Origin of the sequence: Rhizobium sp. AP16 (assembly GCF_000281735.1) — a bacterium.
Lineage (GTDB): Bacteria > Pseudomonadota > Alphaproteobacteria > Rhizobiales > Rhizobiaceae > Rhizobium > Rhizobium rhizogenes.
Genome location: NZ_AJVM01000001.1, coordinates 478,594 through 498,520, shown reverse-complemented (window position 1 = coordinate 498,520; position 19,927 = coordinate 478,594). Strand labels below are relative to the sequence as shown.

The following is a 19,927-nucleotide window of genomic DNA, read 5'->3' as shown; positions in this document are numbered from 1 at the left end:
GACCCCATCGACGATAAAGGGATCGAGCAGCCTTGGGAGGTCGGTCTAAGGGCGAACAAAGCCCTTGAGATTACGATGCCGATTGAAGCCTTTCGCGCGCTCCGAAAGAGAGTTCTTTCAATATGATCGCGCAGGAGGTCGCCCCGGCATCCAGCACGCCCAGCGAGCGTTCGCCAAGACGGCTCGCACGGCCGATCTTCGCCACCAGATTGAGCGTCGAATCCCGGCCCGCGTCGGCCGCCGCCACCAGTGCATCGAGCGCATCGACAAACGACTTTCCAGCAGCAATCGCGCCATCGAAGGCTTCGATTGCCGGAACGAGCGTGTCGAGGAGCGTCTTGTCTCCGACCTTCGCCGAACCGATTGCCTGGATGCCTTCAAGGCCCGCATGCAGCATCCGGCTATAGGTTGCGCTATCTATGGCGTCGACACCCTCCAGTTTCTCGGCAAACTCTATGAACATCATACCGTAGAGCGGCCCCATCGAGCCGCCGATCTCGGTCATCAGGACGGTGCCCAACGTATCGAGCGATGCGGCAAGCGACAGATACTTGCCCTTCATGCGCTCCGCGGCCATGCCGAAGCCCTTGGCCATGTTGACGCCGTGGTCTCCGTCGCCGATCTTGCCGTCGATCTCGCTGAGATAGGCGCGATTTTCGACGATCCGGTCGGCCATTGCCAGGACGATGTCGCCAGCCGTTGCGTTGCTAAATGTCTGCATGGACCTGTCTCCCTCAAAGCAATGTCGTGCAATGGACTTCGACGTCGAGAAGCTCTTTCATCTCGTCGTCAAGAGCCAGTACCGTCAGTGTCGCACCGACCATCTCGAGCGAGGTGAAATAGTTGCCGACGTAAGTCTTGTAGATCTTGAGGCCACGCGTGGTGATCTGCGTCTCGATCGTATCGTTCAGAATGTAGAGCTCGTTGACCGGCGTGGCGCCGAGACCCGAGACCAGCACCGCCACCTCGGTACCGGCGGCGAGATTGTGATCGTCCAGAACGATCTGGCTCATGGTTTTGGCGATTTCCTCGGCCGTTTTCAGCGGCTCCACGCGAACCCCAGGCTCGCCATGATGACCGATACCGACCTCCATGGTGCCGGGCTCGATCTTGAAATTCGGATGGCCGACGGCCGGCAGCGTGCAGGGGCCGAGACCGATGCCGACGGAGCGGCAATTGTCGATCGCCCTCTGGGAAATGGCGCGTACTTCTTCGAGACTGGCGCCCGTCGAAGCCTTGGCGCTGCCGATCTTCCACATGAAGATTTCGCCGGCGACGCCGCGACGCTTCTCGCGCTCCTCAGGCGGAGCCGAGCAGACATCATCATTGGCAACGACGGTTGCAACCTCGATGCCATCCTTGGCCGCGAGCTTGATCGCCATCTTCACGTTCATGTTGTCGCCCGCGTAATTGCCGTAAAGGCAGATCACGCCGCGCCCGCCATTGGCTTCGCGAACGGCATCGTAGAAGCTCTTGGCTGTCGGCGAAGAGAAGAGCTCGCCGACGGCGACGGCGTCGAGCATGTTCTTGCCTGCATAACCGATGAAGGCGGGCTCATGGCCGGAACCGCCGCCGGTGATGACGCCGACCTTACCGGCCTGAGGCGCGTTTTTCGCAACGACGACGCGCGGGTTTTCAGCAAGGCGTACGGTCCCCGAATGGGCCTTGACGAAGCCCTTTACGGTGTCTTCGACGACTTCATCGGGATTGTTGATGAACCGTTGCATAATGTCTCCTGTGGGATGCCCGAGCGCCTGCGCTCAGAGAATTGTGTAGCCGCCATCGATCAAGAGATCGGCGCCATTGATCATGTCTGTTCCCGAAGAGGAGAGGAAAACGGCCGCCGCCGCGATCTCCTCCGGAAATGCGAAACGGCCCACGGGAATGCGCCTTTTCGCCGCCTCGCCCTTTTCGCCGGACCAAGCCTTTTTGCCGAGTTCGGTCAGGACGATGGTCGGGGAGATGGTGTTGACGCAGATGCCGTGCTTGCCCCATTCGGCGGCGAAGGTCTTCGACATGCCGATGACACCGAATTTGGAGGCGCAATAGGCGACGTGCTCCTCGATCGCGACAGTGCCGGCCTGCGATGCAAGGTTGATGATCTTGCCACCCTTGCCGGCAGCGATCATCGCCCGGCCAACCGCCTGGGTCACCAGGTAGGTGCCTTTGAGATTGATGTTGATCGTCTTGTCCCAATGGTCTTCCGACAGGTCTTCGGCGGGCGCGAGAAAGACCACGCCGGCGCTGTTCACCGCAATGTCGATATGGCCGAAGTGCGACACGACATCGGCGATGGCCTTATTGACGGAGGCGCTATCTGCAACATCGCAGGCGAACGGCTTGGCATCGCCGCCGAGTTCGGCGGCCTTTGCCGTGGCAATATCGGCATTGATATCCAGAACCGCAACTTTCGCGCCCTTGGACGCAAAGGCAGCCGCGACCGCGGCGCCAATGCCGGATCCACCGCCTGTCACGACCGCGACTTTGCCGGAGAGCGGGAAATTCAAATCAATGTCTGGAGCTTTATCGGTCATCTTGTTCAAGCCTCGATAGGGTGGAGTGGGGCGAACATGCCGCCCCACCGGATCGATTTCACTTACGGGTTTCAAGCAGCTTATCGACGTTCTCTGTGGTCACCGGGGTCCACGGAACATTGTAGTTCTTGTCCTTGCCGTCATTGAACGGCATTTTCGGATACTCGGCCCAGATCGGGGATTCCGGCTTGTAGGCGCCCTTCTTGGCGTTGAAGATGGCGAGATCCAGCGCACCCTGCGCCTGCGCGGTGGCGTCCTGCAGGATGGACGTCATGGTGCCCTGTTTGACGGCGTGAAGCGCATCGGTGATGCCGTCGATGCCTGCGATGGCGAAATCTCCGACATTGAGCTTTGCCGCCTTGATCGCTTCGATCGCGCCGAGCGCCATTTCATCGTTCTGGCCGATCACGCCGTTGATCTGGCCCGGATGCGAGGTCAGCCAGTTTTCCATCAGCGTCTGCGCCTCGGCACGCGACCAGTTCGCGGTCTGGTCCTCGATGACCTTGACGTTGGGGCACTCGGCAAGCGCCTTCTTGTTGCCTTCAAGGCGGGAAATCTGCGCCGACTGGCCGATCGGGCCTTCGAGGATCACGACATTGCCCTTGCAGCCGATCTTGTCGAGCACGGTCTTGGCTTCCATGTAGCCGGAAATCGTATCGTCGGAACCGACATAGGCGGACAACAGGTCGGAATTCACCCTTGTATTGGAGCCCACGACCGGGATACCGGCATCATGCGCCGCCTGAACCGCCGTCGCGCCCGCTTCGATATCGATCGGCACGAAGATGATGGCGTCGAATTTCTGCGTGATCATCGTGTTGAACTGCTCCTGCTGAACGAGAGCGTCGTAACGGCCGTCGAAGATCGTCAGCTCGACTTCGCCGCTCTTGACGGCTGGGTGCTGCTGGAGCGCGGCGGACCAGATCTGCATAAATTCGGCGTTGAGGCCGTAAGGGGCAGCGCCGATCTTCAGTTTCTTGTCTTGCGCCAGGGACGGTGAAGCCAGCAACGCGGTCGCGGCGGCAAGCGCAATCAGTAATTTCTTCATTGTAAATCTCCTCCGTTGGAATTCCGGCGACCATTGTGGCGCGCCGTTTGGTTTCCAGGTGCACGGCACCCGAATGTCTTCAGGCTCAAGCGCCCAGATTTCGCTTCTGATCGAGCATCACCGCCCCCACGATGAGCGCGCCCTTGAGGACCTGCTGGTAGTAGGACTGGATCCCCATGAGATCGAGGCCGTTGTTCATGACGCCGATGATCAGCGCCCCGATGAGCGTGCCGGTGATGCGCCCGACACCGCCGGAGAGGCTGGTGCCCCCGATGACGACGGCAGCGATTGCATCGAGCTCATAGGCGATGCCGGCCTGGGGCAGCGCGGAGCCGGTACGCGCGGAAAGGATCATGCCCGCGAGGCCGGCAAGACCGCCAGAAATCACATAGACGAGGAAGCGCAGCCGGGTGACGTTGATGCCCGACGTGTTGGCCGCATGCGGATTGCCGCCGACGGCATAGATATACCGGCCAAATCGCGTGCGATTGAGCACCCACCAGGAGACCGCGAAGACGATGGCAAGCAGGATCACCGGCATCGGAATGGAAAAAACCGTCCCAGTGCCGATCCAGCGAAAATCGGGGGTCAGTGCCGGAACCGGTTTGCCGCCGCCATAGATGAGCGTCAGACCACGGGCCGCCGAGAGCATGCCGAGCGTTGCGACAAAGGCCGGAACGGCAAAGCGCGAGACGATCAATCCCACCACCGCACCGCATGCGACGCCGACCAGCAGCCCGACCGCGAGCGCCACATAGGGCGGATAGGGTGCGCCCACAATGCCTGCCGTCGCGGAGGTTGTCGCAAAGCTCGCACTGATGATACCGGTAAGCGCGACGACGGAGCCGACCGAGAGATCGATACCCCGCGTCAGGATGACGAAGGTCATGCCGATCGCCAGGACGCCATTTATCGCGGTCTGCAGCAGCACGTTCGATATGTTGCCCGGCGTCAGGAAATATTCGTTCGAAACGGACAGAATGACGGCAAGCAGCAGGAATGCCAGGAAGATCCCGTATTCCTGCACGATGAGCCGGCGCCGGTCCGAACTGAACCATGCACTGGACCGATTATTGTCTGTGGCGGACATATGAAACACCTCTTGTTGCCGGACGCGATCCTGTCGCTCGTCGTTGCCTGTCGTGGTCATGTCGACAGGTGGACGAGCGCTTGGGCGTCGGCCTCTTTCCGTTCAAGGATCCCGGCGGAGCGCCCCTGACGCATCACCAGGATGCGGTCGGACATGCCGAGAACCTCATCGATCTCGGACGAGATCATGATGACCGTGCCGCCTTCGGCGGCGAAGTCGCAGATAATGCGGTAGATCTCGCGCTTGGCGCCGACATCGACGCCGCGGGTGGGCTCGTCCAGCAAAAGCACCTTCGGTTTGCGCAGGAACCATTTGCCAAGCACGACTTTCTGCTGGTTGCCGCCAGACAGGCCCGAAACCGCCATGCTGTCGCGCGCCGCCTTGATGCCGAAGCGCTCGATCATCGCCGCGCTGGCAGCAGCCTCGGCGCGACGGTCCATCGAAAATTGCGGGCTCATTTCCGGCAAGCTGGCAAGGCAGATATTGTTGCGCACGCTGTCGCTGAGATTGAGCCCCGTCAGCTTGCGGTCTTCGGTCACGAAAGCGATACCATGCAGCATCGCCTCGGCCGGCTTTCTGACCGATATGGACTGTCCGGCAAGCTTCATATTGCCGCTCGTCGGTGCATCGAGGCCGAAGATGCAATCGAAGATCTCGGTTCGCCCGGAGCCCATCAGACCGTAGATGCCGAAGATTTCCCCCTTGCGCGCCACAAAGGAGATATCGTCGATCTTGCCGGGTGCCGTCAGGCCGGAGACCTCGAAGCCCGCAGTCGCGGTCGGCGTGTTGGTCTTGATATATTCCTCGCCGAGTTCGCGGCCGACGATCATGCGGATCAGACCGGCCCTGTCGATATCGGCGATGGTACCGCTGCCGACATAGGATCCATCGCGGAACGCCGTGTAGGAATCGGCGATCTGAAAGATCTCCGACAGCCTGTGCGAGACATAGACGATGCCCTTGCCTTCGGCCTTCAGGCGCTCGATCGTCGCGAATAGCTGCTGAGCCTCCTTCTCGCCAATGGCCGACGTCGGCTCATCCATGAAGATCACTTCCGCATCGTGGCTGAGCGCCTTGGCGATTTCCACCAGCTGCACCTGCGCGACGGAGAGGTTCATCATGAATTGCGTGGCGCGGATATTGAACTCCAGCCGATCGAGCAGGGCCTGGGCGCTACGGTTCATGGTCTTGAAATCGATGCCGCCGAAACGGGCCGACGGCTCGCGGCCGAGATAGATGTTTTCGGCCACCGTCATATGCGGGATAGGGCTAAGCTCCTGCTCGATAATGGCGATGCCGGCCGCCAGCGCCTCCGCGGGGCTTGCATAATCGACCTCCTTGCCACGACGGCGGATCAGGCCTGCATCCCGCGTGTGAATACCCATCAGGATTTTGAGGAAGGTCGATTTGCCGGCGCCATTACCGCCGCAAAGCGCATGCACCGAGCCCGCCCGCAGCTGAAAACGACCATCGCGCAATGCCGCGACGCCACCAAAGGACTTCTGGAGCCCTTCTACTTCAAGCAGGAATTCCACCACTTCGCCTCCTCAAACCCAACCCGGCACAGGGGATCCAACGATCCTCACCGCCTCCTCGATTGGCATATTTGACAATATTCGACTCGATATCGACAAATGTCAAGTTGCCAAATGAAGATGCGATATGTCGGGCGCCGATCGCACGAAAAAGCCTCCGCTCCACGGGAGTTCGGCCCGTGTGAGAGACAAGTCGAGCGGGATCATGCCGAGACTTCGAAGGTCAGGGCGAGAGAGCTATCGATGGAGAAATGGTCGCGGCTTGCCGTTTTTGGCGAACCGGCATGGGAGCCTCAGCACCCGCCAATATGTTGGCGAACTCAGCCGCTGCGCTGCGCAGAATCCTCTATCCGGGCCTGCCAGAGGAAGCGGAGCGCGATCAGTGCGACGCACAGGACCGAGATTAGAAATATGGCGCCGGACATGGCGTAGATCACCGGCGACGCGCCGGAGTTCATCTTGCCGAACAGCACCACCGGCAATGTGTTCTGCCGTCCCGCCAGATAAAAGGCGCGCGTGAATTCATTGAGCGACAGCAGGAAGGAAAAGATGAAGGCGCTGATCAAGCCGGGGCGGATTAGCGGAAGGATGATATCGAAAAACCGATGCCACCAGTCCGCACCCAGATCGGCCGCCGCAACGAGATAGGATCGCCGCACGGCCGCAAAGCTCGTCAGAATGACGATAAAGGCGAACGGCATGGCCCATAGCAAATGGCCCGCGATGACCGTCAGCATCGATGCCTTGACGCCCGCGCGCGCAAACACCGCCGACAGAGCCAGCCCCTGGATCACACCCGGCACGAACATCGGCAGGATCACCGTCAAAAACCATGCTGTCCGGCGCGCGCGCAATTCGAAATAGGCGAGCGCCGCCAGCAGCGACATGAGGGTTGCGAGAACCGCCGTCACCGTGGCGATGATCAGCGATTGCTCCAAGGCGCCGATCAGCGCCGCCTCCTGTGGCAGCGATGCGTACCATTTGAGGCTGAGTTCGGAGATATTCGGCAGGCCTGGCTGCAGGGCGGGATTGAACGAGATCGCCAGCAGATAGAGCGGCGGCGCATAGATCACGAGCAGGCCGGCGATCGTGACGACCCAAAGCAGAACCCGGTTGGCAAGACCTTCGCGCAGCATCATGGCGACTGGTCCTCGAACAGCGATGCAAGGCCGAAGATGCGGTTGCCGACCAGCACGAGGCCGAAGATCACGACGAGCACGATGGTCGAAATGGCGAAAGCCATCGGATAATTGGCAACGCGCATGACATCGTTGATCATCACCGACACGATCGATGCACCCGCCCCGCCCAGCATCTGCACTTCCGTGGATGAGCCCACCACCATGACGAAGACGAACAGGAAACCGGCGAAAATGCCCGATTTTGTCAGGGGCAAAAGGATCGTCGTCAGGCTCTTCCAGAAGCCGGCGCCGAGATCCTGCGCGGCCGCCAGATAAGTCGGATCCACCCGGCGCATGGATAAGAGCAGCGGGAAGATCGCGAACGGCAGATAGGATGCAACCAGCCCGACGATGACGGCGAAATTGCTAAACAGCAGCCAGTCGAGCGGCGCATCGATGATCCCGATACCCTGCAGCCACTCGTTGATAATTCCGGTGCGCCCGAGCACGAGCCGCCAGGAAAAGGACCGGATCAGATAGGATGTGAAAAAAGGAATGGTGATCAGCGCGAGGAGGATGACGTTCAGCCGGCGCCCGGCCAGAAAGTGGATCGCATAGCTGGTCGGATAGGCGATGAGCAGGCATAGCAACGCCGTGCCGAACGCCTTGATCAAGGTCGAGACGACGACCGTCCAACGCCCGGCCTCAAGGATGCCGGCATAGCCTGCAAGGCTCAGGTCCGGCTTGATCCAGTATGTCACCGGATCCCAGCTCCAGAAACTCCAGACGACGACGACGATTAGAGGCACCAGTCCGAACGCCAGAATCGCCAATAGCGGCGGCGCCATCAGCATCGACGAAATCGGCAAGCGTGCTTTGGACATGGAGGCCCTTCAGGAATGGACGGCAGCGGCGACCAAGAGACGTCGCCGCTGCCCAATTTTCTAAAACTCAGGCATTCCGTAGCTTCTGCCACCACTCTTCGTAAAGCTGGAAATTATCCGGCCGGGTGTTCTGCCAATAAACCTTGCCGGCAAACTTGGCCTTGACGTGCTCGGCCAGCTTCTCGACCTCGTCCGCCTTGTATTCGTCCGGATGGGCCTTGGCATAGGCCAGGTTGTTGTCGGTCGGCACCAGATAGCCACGGGCCTGGCCGAGTTCGCAACCATAAAAGCCGCCGAGCAGGCCGTTGACGAATTTATGCGCGGTATCGCTAACGCCGCGATCGCCGGCGCCCTTGAGGAGCACCGTATTGTTGCCCCAGGCCTCATAGCCTTCGACAGGCGCGGCATATTCGACCTGAAGGCCACGCTTGCGCCCTTCGTAAACGATCGGCTCCCAGCCGGTCATGGCGTCGACTTCCTGATCGGCCACCAGCTGGACGCCCTGCTCCCAGCCATTCCAGAAGGTGCGGAACTGGCCGTCCTTCTTGTGCTTGATCAGGAATTCCATGACCAGGCCGAGTTCGGATTCGGTCAGATTGCCCGGCTCGACGATCGGCTTGTTTTCGCTTTCCTTCAGATACATCGCGGTGAAGATGGCGCTGTTGATCCAGGCATCCTCCATGGCCACGCGACCCTTGAGCTTGGGATCGAAGATTACGCCGTAGCTATCGACCTTACCGAGCTTGTCGGGACGATAAATGATCGAGTCGGCATTGACGACCGTCGGGATGCTGTACTGCTTGCCGTCATGCTTGAGGTAAGGAATATCCTTGGCCCACTGCCAGACGCTCTCGTAATTCGGGATCTTCGTCAGATCCCAGGGGATGATAACACCCTGGCGCGCCAGTTCCTTTTCGGCACCGCCCTGGAAGCCGCCGACGTCGAAGAGATCATTGGCATTGCCGGCGGCAAGACGCGCAATGACGGGGCCGATGTCGTTGCCGTTGTCGGTGAACTCGGGCGCTACGCCGTTCTGGGTGGCGAAGGCCTTCCATTTGTCGCCGATATCCAGCGTCGCGGTTGCCCAGAAAGCGACCGTCGCGGCATCCTGCGCAGCAGCGCTCGAGGCCAACCCAAGACTACCGGCAGAAAGGGCGACACTTCCCGCTCCCATAAGCTTCAGAAACTCGCGTCTCTGCACATTGCTGTGCCGTGCCGATGAAAATATTCCACCATGCTTTGCCATTGTCACTCCCCTTCGTGGCTAGGTTGAATCACTACTTACTCTCAACACACCACAAAGCAGCCATTCAGCTCGTAGGCAATAGTCCTGCATTGGAAATCAGAACAGCGGCATCCTGCTTCAAGCCGACCCGAACGGATCTTCCGGCCTCAAGCCCGCCCAATCCCGTCTCTTCCTCAATCGCCATCGTCAACGTCTGGCCATCCCAGAAAGCGAGCTTGAGTTCGTGATACAAGCCGCGGAACGTCGTTTCGACCACGGTCAGCATCAGCGTCCCTGGCGCATCCGCAGCCGCGAGAAACAGCCTGTCCGCGCGGATGGCGACGACAGACTGAAGCGGGTCCGTCGGACCGGCGACACGCACCGGCACCCTTTGTCCGGCAATGACCGCGTAGGTCTGTCCTTCGGACGTCGTGATCTCCTCCGGACGCACCAGCGTATCGATGCCGACGAAACGGGCGACGAAAGCATTGGCCGGGGCCTCGAAGAAGCTGGCAGGCGCACCCACCTGTTCGATGCGCCCCTTGTGCATCACGGCCATGCGATCCGAGAGGCTGAGCGCTTCATCCTGATTGTGAGTGACGAGGACGAAGGTCGCGCCGGTGCGCTTGTGCAATCGTCCGAATTCGTCGCGCATCTGCTGGCGCAAGCGCTCGTCGAGGCCGGTCAGCGGCTCGTCGAGCAGCAGGATACCGGGCTCCATGACCAAGGCCCGTGCAAGAGCGACACGCTGGCGTTGACCGCCGGAAAGAAGATTGACATCGCGCGGGCCGAAACCGGAGAGTTCGACCAGATCGAGAGCATCGTTGATCCTGGTCGCCAGCGCACTTCCCGACACCCCACGCAGCCGTAAGCCGTAGCCGACATTCTGCGCGACCGTCATGTGCGGGAAAAGCGCAAGGCTCTGGAAAACGGTATTGACCGGACGCTTATTGGCCGGCACGTCGCTCATATCCTTGCCATCGAAGGAAATACGACCGGAGGTCTGCCTGTCGAAACCGCCGATGAGCTTCAACAGCGAACTCTTTCCGCAACCCGACGACCCGAGCAGCGTGAAGAATTCACCGGCGGCGATATCAAGCGTTACATCGTCGAGAGCCTTGACCGGCCCGTATTCCCTGCTGACCTTTTCGATCTGAATGGATATAGCCACTAGCCTGCCTCGGAGACGCTTTCGCGAATGATCAGGACGCCGTTATCGGCGACGCTCAGTTGCTGTTTCTCCTGTACGAGCGTCGTCGCCGTTGCCTCCTCGACAATCATCGGACCCTCGATCGACTGACCGGGCGCCAGCAGGCTGCGCTCATAGACCGGGCAAGAGACCCAGCCAAGAACAGCACCAAAATATACATTACGCTGCCCTGTCAACGCAGCTTCGAGACTCCGTCCGTTTTTGGACAAGGCCGGCAGTGCGATTACCGGGCCGTTCAGAACCGCTTCGAGATGCAGCGTGGTGATCTCGATGGCCGCGTGCGGCAGGCGGAATGAATAGGCGCGCTCGTGGACGGCATGAAAGCGCTCGGCAAAGACCTCGCGATCATCGCCACGGTGGAACTGGGCAAAAACCCCATGTTCCTGCCCGCGATACCGCGCCTCGACCTGATAGGTGAAGCGGATATCGGCGTCGTGGCCCTTGGCGAAATAGGCGATCGCTTCCTGTTCGAGCTTGTCGAAGCGCGCCAGCAACGCCTTGATCGCCTCCGCGGTCAAGGCCGAGAACCAGGTATGGCGAAAATCGGCGCGCGGTTCGGCGGCAAGCATGCCCCAGGCGGAAAAAAGACCGGGATGGAGCGGGACGACCGTCGACTTGACGCTCAGATCCCGTCCGAGCCTGGTCGCAAGCGCCGGGCCGGCACCGCCGCTGATGACGAAGGCCACTTCGCGCGGATCATGCCCGCGCTGGACCGTCACCAGTTTCAGCGCATTGATCATGCTTGCATGAGCGATATCGATAATTGCGATCGCGGCATCCTCGATGCTCAAGCCGAGCGGCGCGGCGATGGTGGCGATCGCTTCGGCGGCCTTCTGCTTGTCGAGGTGCATGGAACCGCCGGCGAAATTGGTGGGATCGAAGATCCCGATCGTGAGAATGGCATCCGACAGCGTCGGTCTCGTGCCGCCGCGACCGTAGCAGGCGGGGCCTGGCATGGAACCGGCGCTTTCCGGGCCGACACGCAGGACGCCGCGTTCGTCGAGCCAGGCAATCGAACCGCCGCCGGAGCCAATCTCGACAATATCGACCACCGGCACCTGAATGGGATGACCCGGCTCGATGCGGGTATGCTCGAGCTTATATTCGACGTTCAGCGTCGGGCGCCCGCCGTGGATCAGCGAGCATTTGGCGGTCGTTCCGCCGACATCCAGAGATAGGACTTCGCTCTCGCCGAGAGCATTGCCGATCCGCGCCGCACCCGCAACGCCGCCCGCCGGCCCGGACTCGACCAGGCTCAACGGACTGCTGACCGCCTGTTCGAAGGTGGCGATGCCGCCGTTCGACTGCATCGCATAATAGGGGCATGTCAGGTCGCGCCGCATCAACGCATCTTCCAGCCGCGCAAAGTAGCGGCGGATGATCGGCTGGACATAGGCATTGAGCACGACGGTGTTCGAACGTTCATATTCGCGCCATTGACGCGAGACTTCATAGCTGGCGCAGACGGTCGCATCCGGCAGGGCCGCGGCCAGAATATCGGCGCAAAGAATCTCGTGCTCGGGATTTGTGTAGCTGTGGAGGAAGAGAATCGCGACCGCTTCGATCCTTTCCGCCTTGCACTGGGCGATGATCGGCTTGAGGTCTTCGACGTGCAGCGGCGTGATGATCTTTCCCGAAGCGTCGAGCCGTTCCCGCACCTCGAAGCGTAAGCTCCGGGGAACAAAGGGGGCAGGGCTGCGGAATCGCAGATTGTAGAGATCGGGACGGTTGCCACGGCCGATTTCCAGAACGTCGCGAAAGCCCGCGGTCGTCACCAGCGCGGTTCGCACACCCTTGCGCTCGGTAATGGCATTGATGACCGTCGTGCCGCCATGGGCAAAAAACGTAACATCCCTCGTGCGAAGCCCGTCCTTGGTTTCCGCCGAGGCGATCGCGTCGAGCACGCCAATAGACTGATCGGGCACGGTCGTCAGGCTTTTGGCCGTAAACAATTCACCGCTGCGCTCATCATATCCGACGAGGTCGGTGAACGTGCCACCGACATCCGTTGCCAGCCTGATCATACTGCCACTTTCGTTTGGTAACCGTAAAGCTTCACGGCCTGTGCTTCGGTAATGAAGCCGTTGCGCAAATCGCGCTCAATCAGATGCGGTTCGCGCTGGCGCGCGTCGCCCCACCCTCCGCCGCCGCCGGTGATGACGCGCAGGATATCGCCGGCATTAAGATCGATATGGGCAATCCTGCCGTAAGTCCGCACCCTGCCATCGCTGGCGGATGCGATCTGCAGCGCATTCACCGTTCCGCTGCCGCCGCCATCCATACCCCAAGGGCGGGTGCGGGTACGACCGAAGCTGCCATAAGCGGACGCATCCTTGCTGAGGATTTCATACTCGCGCACGATACCAAATCCCCCCCGCCTGCGACCGGCACCAGTGCCAGCATTGATATTGTATCCGTAACTCTTGACCCGCAAGGGAAACCGCGCCTCGATGGCTTCGACGGAATAATTATAGGTATCTCCATCCGTCAGCGCTATCAGCGCGCCGGCGCCGTCGGCCTCTTCGCTCGCGCCCCAGCCGCCATGCTGCGGCTCGATGTGGATAAAGGGCTGGCCGTTGCGATCCTTGCCGGAGATGTAGACGACGCAGAGGCTGGAATAGGAACCGGCGGAGAAGCGCGACGGCACCAGGGGCGCAAGCGCCTTCCACACAAGCTCGGACGCATGCACCGACCCCTCATAGTACCAGCCGGTCGGCGAAGGCTTTTCCGCGGTGAAGATCGTTCCGGGCGGCGCAATCACGGTCAGCGGCCGGAACCATCCCTCGTTGGACGGCTCCTGCGGCCCGACCAACGCCTTGACGATGGTTCTGACTGCAGACTGCAAGGCGCCGCGCGCGCAGTTGATGGGGCCAGGCACGGCCGGCGGACAACCGGTAAAATCAGCGATGATGCTGTCACCGTCGATGGTGACCGCCACCTGCACGGGGATCGGCGCGTCAGTGATGCCATCGCCATCGATGATATCGCTCGCTTCGTAGCGGCCGTCGGGAAGAGCGGCAATCGCTGCCCGACTGCGCTTTTCGCTGGCCGTCAACAGGTTGGCAAAGGCGGCCCTGACGACATCGGAGCCGTATTTCGCCGCAAGTTCGGTGAGACGCCGCGCAGCGACCCGAACCGTCGCCACCTGCGCATTGAGGTCGCCGAGAGCGATTTCCGGCAGGCGCACATTCTCGCAAATAATACTGAGGATATCGTTCGAAAACACGTCGGAGCGCGCGATCTTGACGCCCGGCAGACGTATTCCCTCCTGGAAAACGGAGGTGGCATTCGGAGCCAGGCTGCCCGGTACAGAGCCGCCGACATCGAGATAATGAGCGACATTGATGGCGTAGCCGAGAATCTCGCCATCGACGAACAGCGGCTTGACGATGGCGAAATCGCAGGCATGGGTGCCGCCGGCATAGGGATCATTGGAGAGAAGGACGTCACCATCGGCGAGATTGCCGGCGGATTTCTCGATCAGCGCCTTCACCTGGACACCGAAGGTTCCGGTAAACAGCGTGATGCCGTTCATCTGCGCGACGAGTTCGCCCTCGGAGGTGAGAAGCCCACAGGCAAAATCGAGAACCTCATAGATCACCGGGCTCATGCTGGTGCGCGCCATGACGATCCCCATTTCGTCAACGACGGCCGTCAGCTTGCCCTCGATGATTTCCTGAGTCACGGGATCGACGGAAATTTCCTCAATGGTCATCGTCTCAGTCACCCTCATGATTGACGTTGCGGGTAGACTAGGCGGGATCCCCGGAGGCAGGTAGCCTGTCAGAAGGGTGGGTTGGGTTTGCCAACCCTACCCATTCGGGTAGGGTTGGGTCAGAGAAGGATGCCGGTATCGCGCGCCATGGTCACCGCCGCCGTTCGGGTCGTGACGTTGAGCTTGGCGTAGATATTGCGCAGGTGGAACTTGACCGTGTTGTTGCTGAGGTCGAGCTTGCGACCGATTTCCTTGTTGCTGAGACCGGCACTTAGCAACCGGAGGACGCTGCGCTCGCGGTCGGTCAGCCCGCCGGTCGCGGCGGTCGGCACGGAGAGCAGATCGCTGTCCTGGGCGCTTGCCCCCGCCACGACATCCTGCAGGCGCTCCAGCCGCTGCATCACGACATCTGGCACGCCTCGGCTGGCGGCCAGCTGACACAAGCGGCGGCCGAACTCCGGGCCTTCGATCAGCAGAATGGCGCGGTAGTCCGCCACAGGCAATGACAACATCATCTCGGAAAGCCTGGCTGCGGCTGTCGCCTCGTCGCCTTCGGCGAGCAACAGGCGTATATCGAGGAAACCCAACTCGATGCGCCGCGGCACATGCAATTCCCGCGACTGGCACTTGATCAGGCGATCGAAGGTACTGCGCGCGCGGGCAATCTCGCCCTGTGCGAGATAGATCCGCGTCCATAACAAGGCGGGCACATTGCCACGCAGATTGACGGCAAAATCGTTGGCAGTATCAGAACTGATACTCTCAGCACCGAAACCGCTGACCTCGGCATAGCGCACCGCCTCGTTAATGTCGCCCGAGGCAAGAAGAAGCGCCGCCCGTTCACCGTCGATCAACCGGATCAAGCGATCGAAACCACGCCGCTTGGCGGCTGAGCGCGCACTGTCGATCGCCGCGTGAGCCGCCATGATCTCCCCGTTCAGCCGCAAGATGCGCTGTTGCGCCATGATGCCGGCCGCAAGAAGATCAAACCATGTGTCATGCCGCTCCAGATGCGGCAGCGCCCAGGCAAGCACGGCGGCGGCAGCCTGCCGGTCGCCGTTCATCGAAAGCAACTCGCTCTGCAAGACGTGGCTGATAGCATCAAGATCGCAGCCCTTGCCGATATTGGCCTGCGCTTCGGTGATGAGGCTTCGATAGGCATCGGCAGCGCTGGCGCTATCGCCGCTGAAGAAGGCGGCCTGTCCGATATGAGTATAAAGGTGCATGGCGCCGAAATCGGCACCCGCATCACGGAAGGAACGGATGGAAAGCTGGCCATAGTGCAAAGCGCGCTCCAAATCCGTGCGGATCAGGAAATTGTAGGACAGCATGTTGAGTGCCAGCGCCCGATGGATCGGCTCCATGCCGCTGTCCTGAGACAGATCCGCCTCGAGCGCCGAGAGATCCGCCGTCGTCGCCCATCTATCCGTATAGAGCGACAGCAGCACGCGAACGACGCGGAGATCCTGCGCCAGCTTTTCGCCCATCGTGGCTGCGGCGCGCTCGGCGAGCGCAAGATAGTGGTTGGCGGCATCAAGCTGGCCGGCCTTGGCGTTGATCACCGACAACCCCAATGTCGTCAGGGGGAAGTCCGCCAGATTGATATCGGCCGCCTTGGCGATCAGCGTCTGGAACAGCGCCGTGCCGCCGCGTGTCTTCGCATAGACTCGCCGCCAGCCGCCCGCTCTTTCAATGATCTGGGCGGCAAGCGTCGCGTCCGCCGCCAGGAGCGCGTGACGCACAGCCGCATCGCAATCACCGCCAGACTCGAACCAGTGCGCCGCCTTTCGCAATATCTGTCTCGTATCAATGCCGAGACGCTCCGCCTCTTCCTTGAGGTAGCTGTTGAACACCGGATGATACCGGATCCAAGTTCCCTGCCCATCGAGAACGGCGATGGGCAGTGCGTGGTCGCCGAGCCGGTTGAACAATGCCACCGCGTTGTCCTGGGCCGATACAGCGCCGATAAGTGGGCGACTGACGGCGGGAAGTGCCGCACTTTCGGTCAAGAAATGCTGGATGTCCTCCGGCAGACTGGAAAAGACCTGCTCCGAGAGATAACGACCCATCTCGGCATTGCTGCCATCGAACGACGAAAGGATGGCACTGCTGTCCATATTGTCGTTGACCAGAACCCGGACCATCTGCAGCGCCACCGCCCAGCCTTCCGTGCGCTGGTTAAGCTCGCTGATCTGCTCGCTTGTCAGCTTCTTTGCCCGGCTACCAAAAAACTCCTGGGCCTCCATGTCGGAAAAGCTGAGATCGGCGACGCCGATCTGCTTCAATTCGCTGTTGAGCCGCAGGGCAGATGTCGGAAATCGGGGCGGGCTGCGCGAAATCAGCACGAACTTCACATGCCCTAGGTCGCTCGCCGCCAGCAATTTTGCCATCAGTGATTCGGTGGCATCGTTCTGGGCGAAGTGATAGTCGTCGAGGAAGAGAACGATCGGCTCCCTTATCCGGCGCAGCCGCGTGACCAGCGCCGAGAGAAGCGAAGCAACCGGCATGCTGTTGGCATCGGACCCCTTCCTTTCGTCGGGAAGCAGTTTCTGAAGCGATTCCAGCAAGGCCAGAAGGAAGCGGCTCTGGTCACCATCCTCGGGATCAAGGGGAATCCAGACCGCCTGAGCACCCTGGCTCTTGAACATCTCGTACCACTGCGCGGCAAGCGAGGTCTTGCCATATCCAGCCGGGGCGACAATCGTGGTTAGCCGCCTTAGCCCCGAACGCTGCAGCAGCGCCAACAGGCCGCGGCGCCTGACATGTTCATTGCCGGCACTCGGCGGTTGAAAACGAGTTTGACTGATGATCATTCCTTATGATTGCGGTGGTAAAGCAAGTTTGCAAGTTGCGGAAATCAAAAAGACGATAATTTTAATAGATTTGCGCACCAAGATTTAAGCAACTGCTGTTCCCTTACGCAAGCGATAGCTGCTTCGTCGCTTAACCGATCAGGGGTTGGAACGAACGACCTGCTCGACGGCAAGAGCAGCCGCCAACAGTGTTTCATCCCTATCCCTCTTAGCCGACAATAGGAAGCCAACCGGCATGCCGCCATCGCCAGTACCACAAGGCAGAGATACGCCGCAACCATCAAGGAAATTGCCGATCAACGTGTTGCGCAGGGTCTTTGCGTTCGTCTTTACGAAAAGATCATCATCGCGCAGAGGCGCAAGCGGCGGCGCCACATGGGCGACCGTTGGATAGGCGATGAACTCATTCGGCGCGGTGGCCGTCGCAAATTCCTCGATCAGCCGTTCTCGCCCCTTCAGCAGCGCGATATAATCGATCAGGCCAATCTTCTGTCCCAGCGATGTGCGGGCCACCACGCGGCGATCCATGGCCGTGGCGTCAGGCCCGGAAAGCCGATCATAGTGGAGTGCGTAAGCCTCGGCCGTCACCATCGGACCATGCTTCGCCATCAAGTCGAAGACGCCGCTGAAGGTCGGGAATGCCGCCCGGCGCACCCGTACGCCGGCTTGCTGCAATCTCCCGATAGCGGCGTCAAAGGCCTGGCGAACGCCATCTTCGATATCGTCCATGACAATCGTTTCGGGCACGACCAGCGAAATATCCTTCAGGCTGGCGCGAACGATCTGAGGCGCAGTAAGCCGCCGCATCGCCGCATCGACCCAGATAGCGTCCTGAACGCTGCGGCAGAGAGGACCGAGCGAATCGAGACTAGTCGCCAGGGGAAAAACGCCAGCCATGCTGTAGCGACCACGGCTTGCCTTGTAGCCGACCAGACCATTGAAGGCGGATGGAATACGCACCGACCCACCCGTGTCCGTTCCAATCGATACCGGCACGAGGCCGGCAGCTACGGCAACGGCCGAACCCGACGAGGAGCCGCCCGGCACGCGCTCGACATCCTTGGATAGCGGGTTGAGCGGCGTGCCATAATGCGGGTTGAGGCCAAGGCCGGAAAAGGCGAACTCGCTCATATTGACCCGGCCGACACTCACCATGCCAGCCTCCGCCAGCGCCTGGACGATATCGGCGTCCTCGCTTGCAGGGGCTTCACGCGCGAGAACGGTGGATCCTGCCGTCGTCGGCAGCCCGCGGATGGCGAAGAGATCCTTCCAGGCGATGGGAATACCGTCGAGAAGCCCGCGCGACCGTCCGTCCCGCAGCCGCTTCGAGGCGGAAGCAGCCTCTTCGCGCGCCCGCTCCTCAAGCAGGCTGATAAAGATGGCCTGATCCTTATGGGACCGGATCGCGTCCAGGCTCTCCTCGGCCAGCGCGACGGGATCGAGCGCTCCCGATTGCAGCAGAACGGACAGCTGTGCGATCGATTTGCCCAGATGTGAATATGCCATGACCCTCTTCTCCTTATCGACCGACGAGCTGCATCCATCGGCGGACGAGATAATTGTGCTCATCCATAGTGGTATTCCAGACCGCAATGCAATTGGCACGCTGCCAATAGGATCCGCCGCTCCTGACCGAGCCCGCCTTTATCCGCGTCAGACCATCAGGGCCGGGCAGATCTTCGGCGGCGGCAAGACCCTCATACCAGTAATCCCATTCCGACGACGTCATGTACTGGCGGGAGCGCTGCGGGGTGGAGATATAATAGCCCTGGCGGGCAACGACCGCCCCCGGCCAGCCCGAGAGCCACCAGTTCAGATAATCATAGGCGACATCGAGCAGGCGCCCACTCAGGCTCTTCGAAAGGCATAGACCACCGTGCCATGCGCGATAACCCTCCGCCGGCACCGCCTGTTCGACCGGAACGCCCTTGGAATTCAATATGCCGATGCCCGGCGACCACATGCTTTGAACTGCGGTATCACCAGCCATCATCAAGCGGGCCGCATCCTCCGCCGTCTGCCAGAAGCCACGGAAGAAGCCCGCCTTCTTCCGCTCTTCCAATAGGTCGATCAACTGGTCGATTTCCGTAATCGACATGTTGCCGATATCGTCGAAGGACATCAGGCCGGCGGCCTGCGCGGCCAATGCGGCATCGAAGATGCCGATGGCCGGTTCATCCACCAGAGCGACCCGGCCCGCCCATCGCTCATCGAACAGCGCGCCCCAGGAATGCATGGCGACGTCATTTTGCGCCTGATCGGTTCGGTAGGCGAAACTGTCGAAATTATGGGTGGTCGGCAGCATGGAGATGAAACGGGAGGGCGTGTCGCCGAGCGCCAGGTTCGGCTGCACATACAGCTTGCGCGCCGGCACATCGCCGAGCCCCAGCCGCGGGTTGGGGCCGATATGGCCGGTCTTGGTCAGATCGTTGATCTCGTCCCACAGGACGATGCGCTTCGTATCGACCGGCTGGATCGCGCGCCAATGCCAGACGATATCGAGATTGTGGAAGCACTGATCATAGATGTCGTAGGTCTCGGGCTCCTTCGCCGCCTTGTACTGGGTGGTGAGGAAATCATTGTTGTCGAATGTTACCTCGATGCCGAGATCGTCCTGAGCCCGAATGCGCAGTTCCTCGAGCAGCGAAATGGCTGTCCCCAGAATGCGCAATTTCGGCCGGCCGGCCAGATGCAGCGCGGGTGTGGAAGTGGCCTTTGCCGGAGACTGATGCTTGTTCATGAAGGAATGACT

Annotated in this window: 15 protein-coding genes; all 15 read right to left on the bottom strand. The window is 60.8% G+C overall.

All coding sequences use genetic code 11. The features are described from left to right. Positions 1–70 precede the first annotated feature (70 nt). The 15 genes from dhaL to PMI03_RS02220 all read right to left on the bottom strand — a co-directional run bounded on the left by dhaL (position 71) and on the right by PMI03_RS02220 (position 19,915). Positions 71–721 carry a dihydroxyacetone kinase subunit DhaL gene (gene dhaL, locus PMI03_RS02290; protein WP_007689445.1) on the bottom strand — a complete coding sequence of 217 codons (651 nt, stop codon included), beginning with the start codon at positions 719–721 and terminating at the stop codon, positions 71–73. Between the two features lie 13 nt (positions 722–734). Then, complete coding sequence (locus tag PMI03_RS02285) at positions 735–1,727, bottom strand: dihydroxyacetone kinase subunit DhaK (protein ID WP_007689443.1); 993 nt, start codon at positions 1,725–1,727, stop codon at positions 735–737. Positions 1,728–1,760: 33 nt separating this feature from the next. Then, positions 1,761–2,534 carry an SDR family oxidoreductase gene (locus tag PMI03_RS02280; protein WP_007689442.1) on the bottom strand — a complete coding sequence of 258 codons (774 nt, stop codon included), beginning with the start codon at positions 2,532–2,534 and terminating at the stop codon, positions 1,761–1,763. Between the two features lie 58 nt (positions 2,535–2,592). Then, positions 2,593–3,582, bottom strand: a complete 990-nt coding sequence (locus PMI03_RS02275; RefSeq protein WP_007689441.1) for a substrate-binding domain-containing protein — start codon at positions 3,580–3,582, stop codon at positions 2,593–2,595. An 85-nt stretch (positions 3,583–3,667) separates the two neighbouring features. Beyond that, positions 3,668–4,672 (bottom strand): ABC transporter permease, encoded by a 1,005-nt coding sequence (locus PMI03_RS02270; RefSeq protein ID WP_007689440.1) that lies wholly within the window; start codon positions 4,670–4,672, stop codon positions 3,668–3,670. A gap of 56 nt (positions 4,673–4,728) precedes the next feature. Beyond that, positions 4,729–6,207: a sugar ABC transporter ATP-binding protein gene (locus PMI03_RS02265; RefSeq protein ID WP_039973563.1), complete on the bottom strand. Its 1,479-nt coding sequence runs from the start codon at positions 6,205–6,207 to the stop codon at positions 4,729–4,731. 320 nt (positions 6,208–6,527) lie between these two features. Continuing rightward, on the bottom strand, positions 6,528–7,346 hold the full coding sequence (locus tag PMI03_RS02260; RefSeq protein ID WP_007689436.1) for an ABC transporter permease: 819 nt from the start codon (positions 7,344–7,346) through the stop codon (positions 6,528–6,530). Beyond that, a complete protein-coding gene (locus tag PMI03_RS02255) occupies positions 7,343–8,212 on the bottom strand; it encodes an ABC transporter permease (RefSeq protein ID WP_007689434.1) in 870 nt (289 codons plus the stop codon). Before PMI03_RS02255 ends, PMI03_RS02260 begins: the two co-directional genes overlap by 4 nt. A gap of 67 nt (positions 8,213–8,279) precedes the next feature. Continuing rightward, complete coding sequence (locus tag PMI03_RS02250) at positions 8,280–9,458, bottom strand: PotD/PotF family extracellular solute-binding protein (protein ID WP_007689431.1); 1,179 nt, start codon at positions 9,456–9,458, stop codon at positions 8,280–8,282. A 64-nt stretch (positions 9,459–9,522) separates the two neighbouring features. Next, positions 9,523–10,608 carry an ABC transporter ATP-binding protein gene (locus tag PMI03_RS02245; RefSeq protein WP_007689429.1) on the bottom strand — a complete coding sequence of 362 codons (1,086 nt, stop codon included), beginning with the start codon at positions 10,606–10,608 and terminating at the stop codon, positions 9,523–9,525. After that, positions 10,608–12,671 carry a hydantoinase/oxoprolinase family protein gene (locus PMI03_RS02240; RefSeq protein WP_007689427.1) on the bottom strand — a complete coding sequence of 688 codons (2,064 nt, stop codon included), beginning with the start codon at positions 12,669–12,671 and terminating at the stop codon, positions 10,608–10,610. Before PMI03_RS02240 ends, PMI03_RS02245 begins: the two co-directional genes overlap by 1 nt. After that, entirely contained in the window at positions 12,668–14,362 is a 1,695-nt protein-coding gene (locus tag PMI03_RS02235; protein WP_007689425.1) for a hydantoinase B/oxoprolinase family protein, read from the bottom strand. The genes PMI03_RS02240 and PMI03_RS02235 overlap by 4 nt, the downstream gene beginning before the upstream one ends. 119 nt (positions 14,363–14,481) lie before the next feature. After that, positions 14,482–17,175: a LuxR C-terminal-related transcriptional regulator gene (locus PMI03_RS02230; protein ID WP_007689423.1), complete on the bottom strand. Its 2,694-nt coding sequence runs from the start codon at positions 17,173–17,175 to the stop codon at positions 14,482–14,484. A 138-nt stretch (positions 17,176–17,313) separates the two neighbouring features. Then, positions 17,314–18,681 carry an amidase gene (locus PMI03_RS02225; protein WP_007689421.1) on the bottom strand — a complete coding sequence of 456 codons (1,368 nt, stop codon included), beginning with the start codon at positions 18,679–18,681 and terminating at the stop codon, positions 17,314–17,316. A 13-nt stretch (positions 18,682–18,694) separates the two neighbouring features. Further along, the gene (locus tag PMI03_RS02220) at positions 18,695–19,915 is read right to left on the bottom strand and encodes a PotD/PotF family extracellular solute-binding protein (RefSeq protein ID WP_007689419.1); all 1,221 of its coding nucleotides are present in this window, start codon (positions 19,913–19,915) and stop codon (positions 18,695–18,697) included. Positions 19,916–19,927: the final 12 nt, after the last annotated feature.

Coding starts and splice junctions, on each gene's coding strand:
- dhaL (WP_007689445.1), bottom strand. CDS start 721: ATGCAGACATTTAGCAACGCAACGGCTGGCGACATCGTCCTGGCAATG.
- PMI03_RS02220 (WP_007689419.1), bottom strand. CDS start 19,915: ATGAACAAGCATCAGTCTCCGGCAAAGGCCACTTCCACACCCGCGCTG.
- PMI03_RS02280 (WP_007689442.1), bottom strand. CDS start 2,534: ATGACCGATAAAGCTCCAGACATTGATTTGAATTTCCCGCTCTCCGGC.
- PMI03_RS02235 (WP_007689425.1), bottom strand. CDS start 14,362: ATGACCATTGAGGAAATTTCCGTCGATCCCGTGACTCAGGAAATCATC.
- PMI03_RS02250 (WP_007689431.1), bottom strand. CDS start 9,458: ATGGCAAAGCATGGTGGAATATTTTCATCGGCACGGCACAGCAATGTG.
- PMI03_RS02270 (WP_007689440.1), bottom strand. CDS start 4,672: ATGTCCGCCACAGACAATAATCGGTCCAGTGCATGGTTCAGTTCGGAC.
- PMI03_RS02240 (WP_007689427.1), bottom strand. CDS start 12,671: ATGATCAGGCTGGCAACGGATGTCGGTGGCACGTTCACCGACCTCGTC.
- PMI03_RS02230 (WP_007689423.1), bottom strand. CDS start 17,175: ATGATCATCAGTCAAACTCGTTTTCAACCGCCGAGTGCCGGCAATGAA.
- PMI03_RS02225 (WP_007689421.1), bottom strand. CDS start 18,681: ATGGCATATTCACATCTGGGCAAATCGATCGCACAGCTGTCCGTTCTG.
- PMI03_RS02285 (WP_007689443.1), bottom strand. CDS start 1,727: ATGCAACGGTTCATCAACAATCCCGATGAAGTCGTCGAAGACACCGTA.
- PMI03_RS02255 (WP_007689434.1), bottom strand. CDS start 8,212: ATGTCCAAAGCACGCTTGCCGATTTCGTCGATGCTGATGGCGCCGCCG.
- PMI03_RS02275 (WP_007689441.1), bottom strand. CDS start 3,582: ATGAAGAAATTACTGATTGCGCTTGCCGCCGCGACCGCGTTGCTGGCT.
- PMI03_RS02260 (WP_007689436.1), bottom strand. CDS start 7,346: ATGATGCTGCGCGAAGGTCTTGCCAACCGGGTTCTGCTTTGGGTCGTC.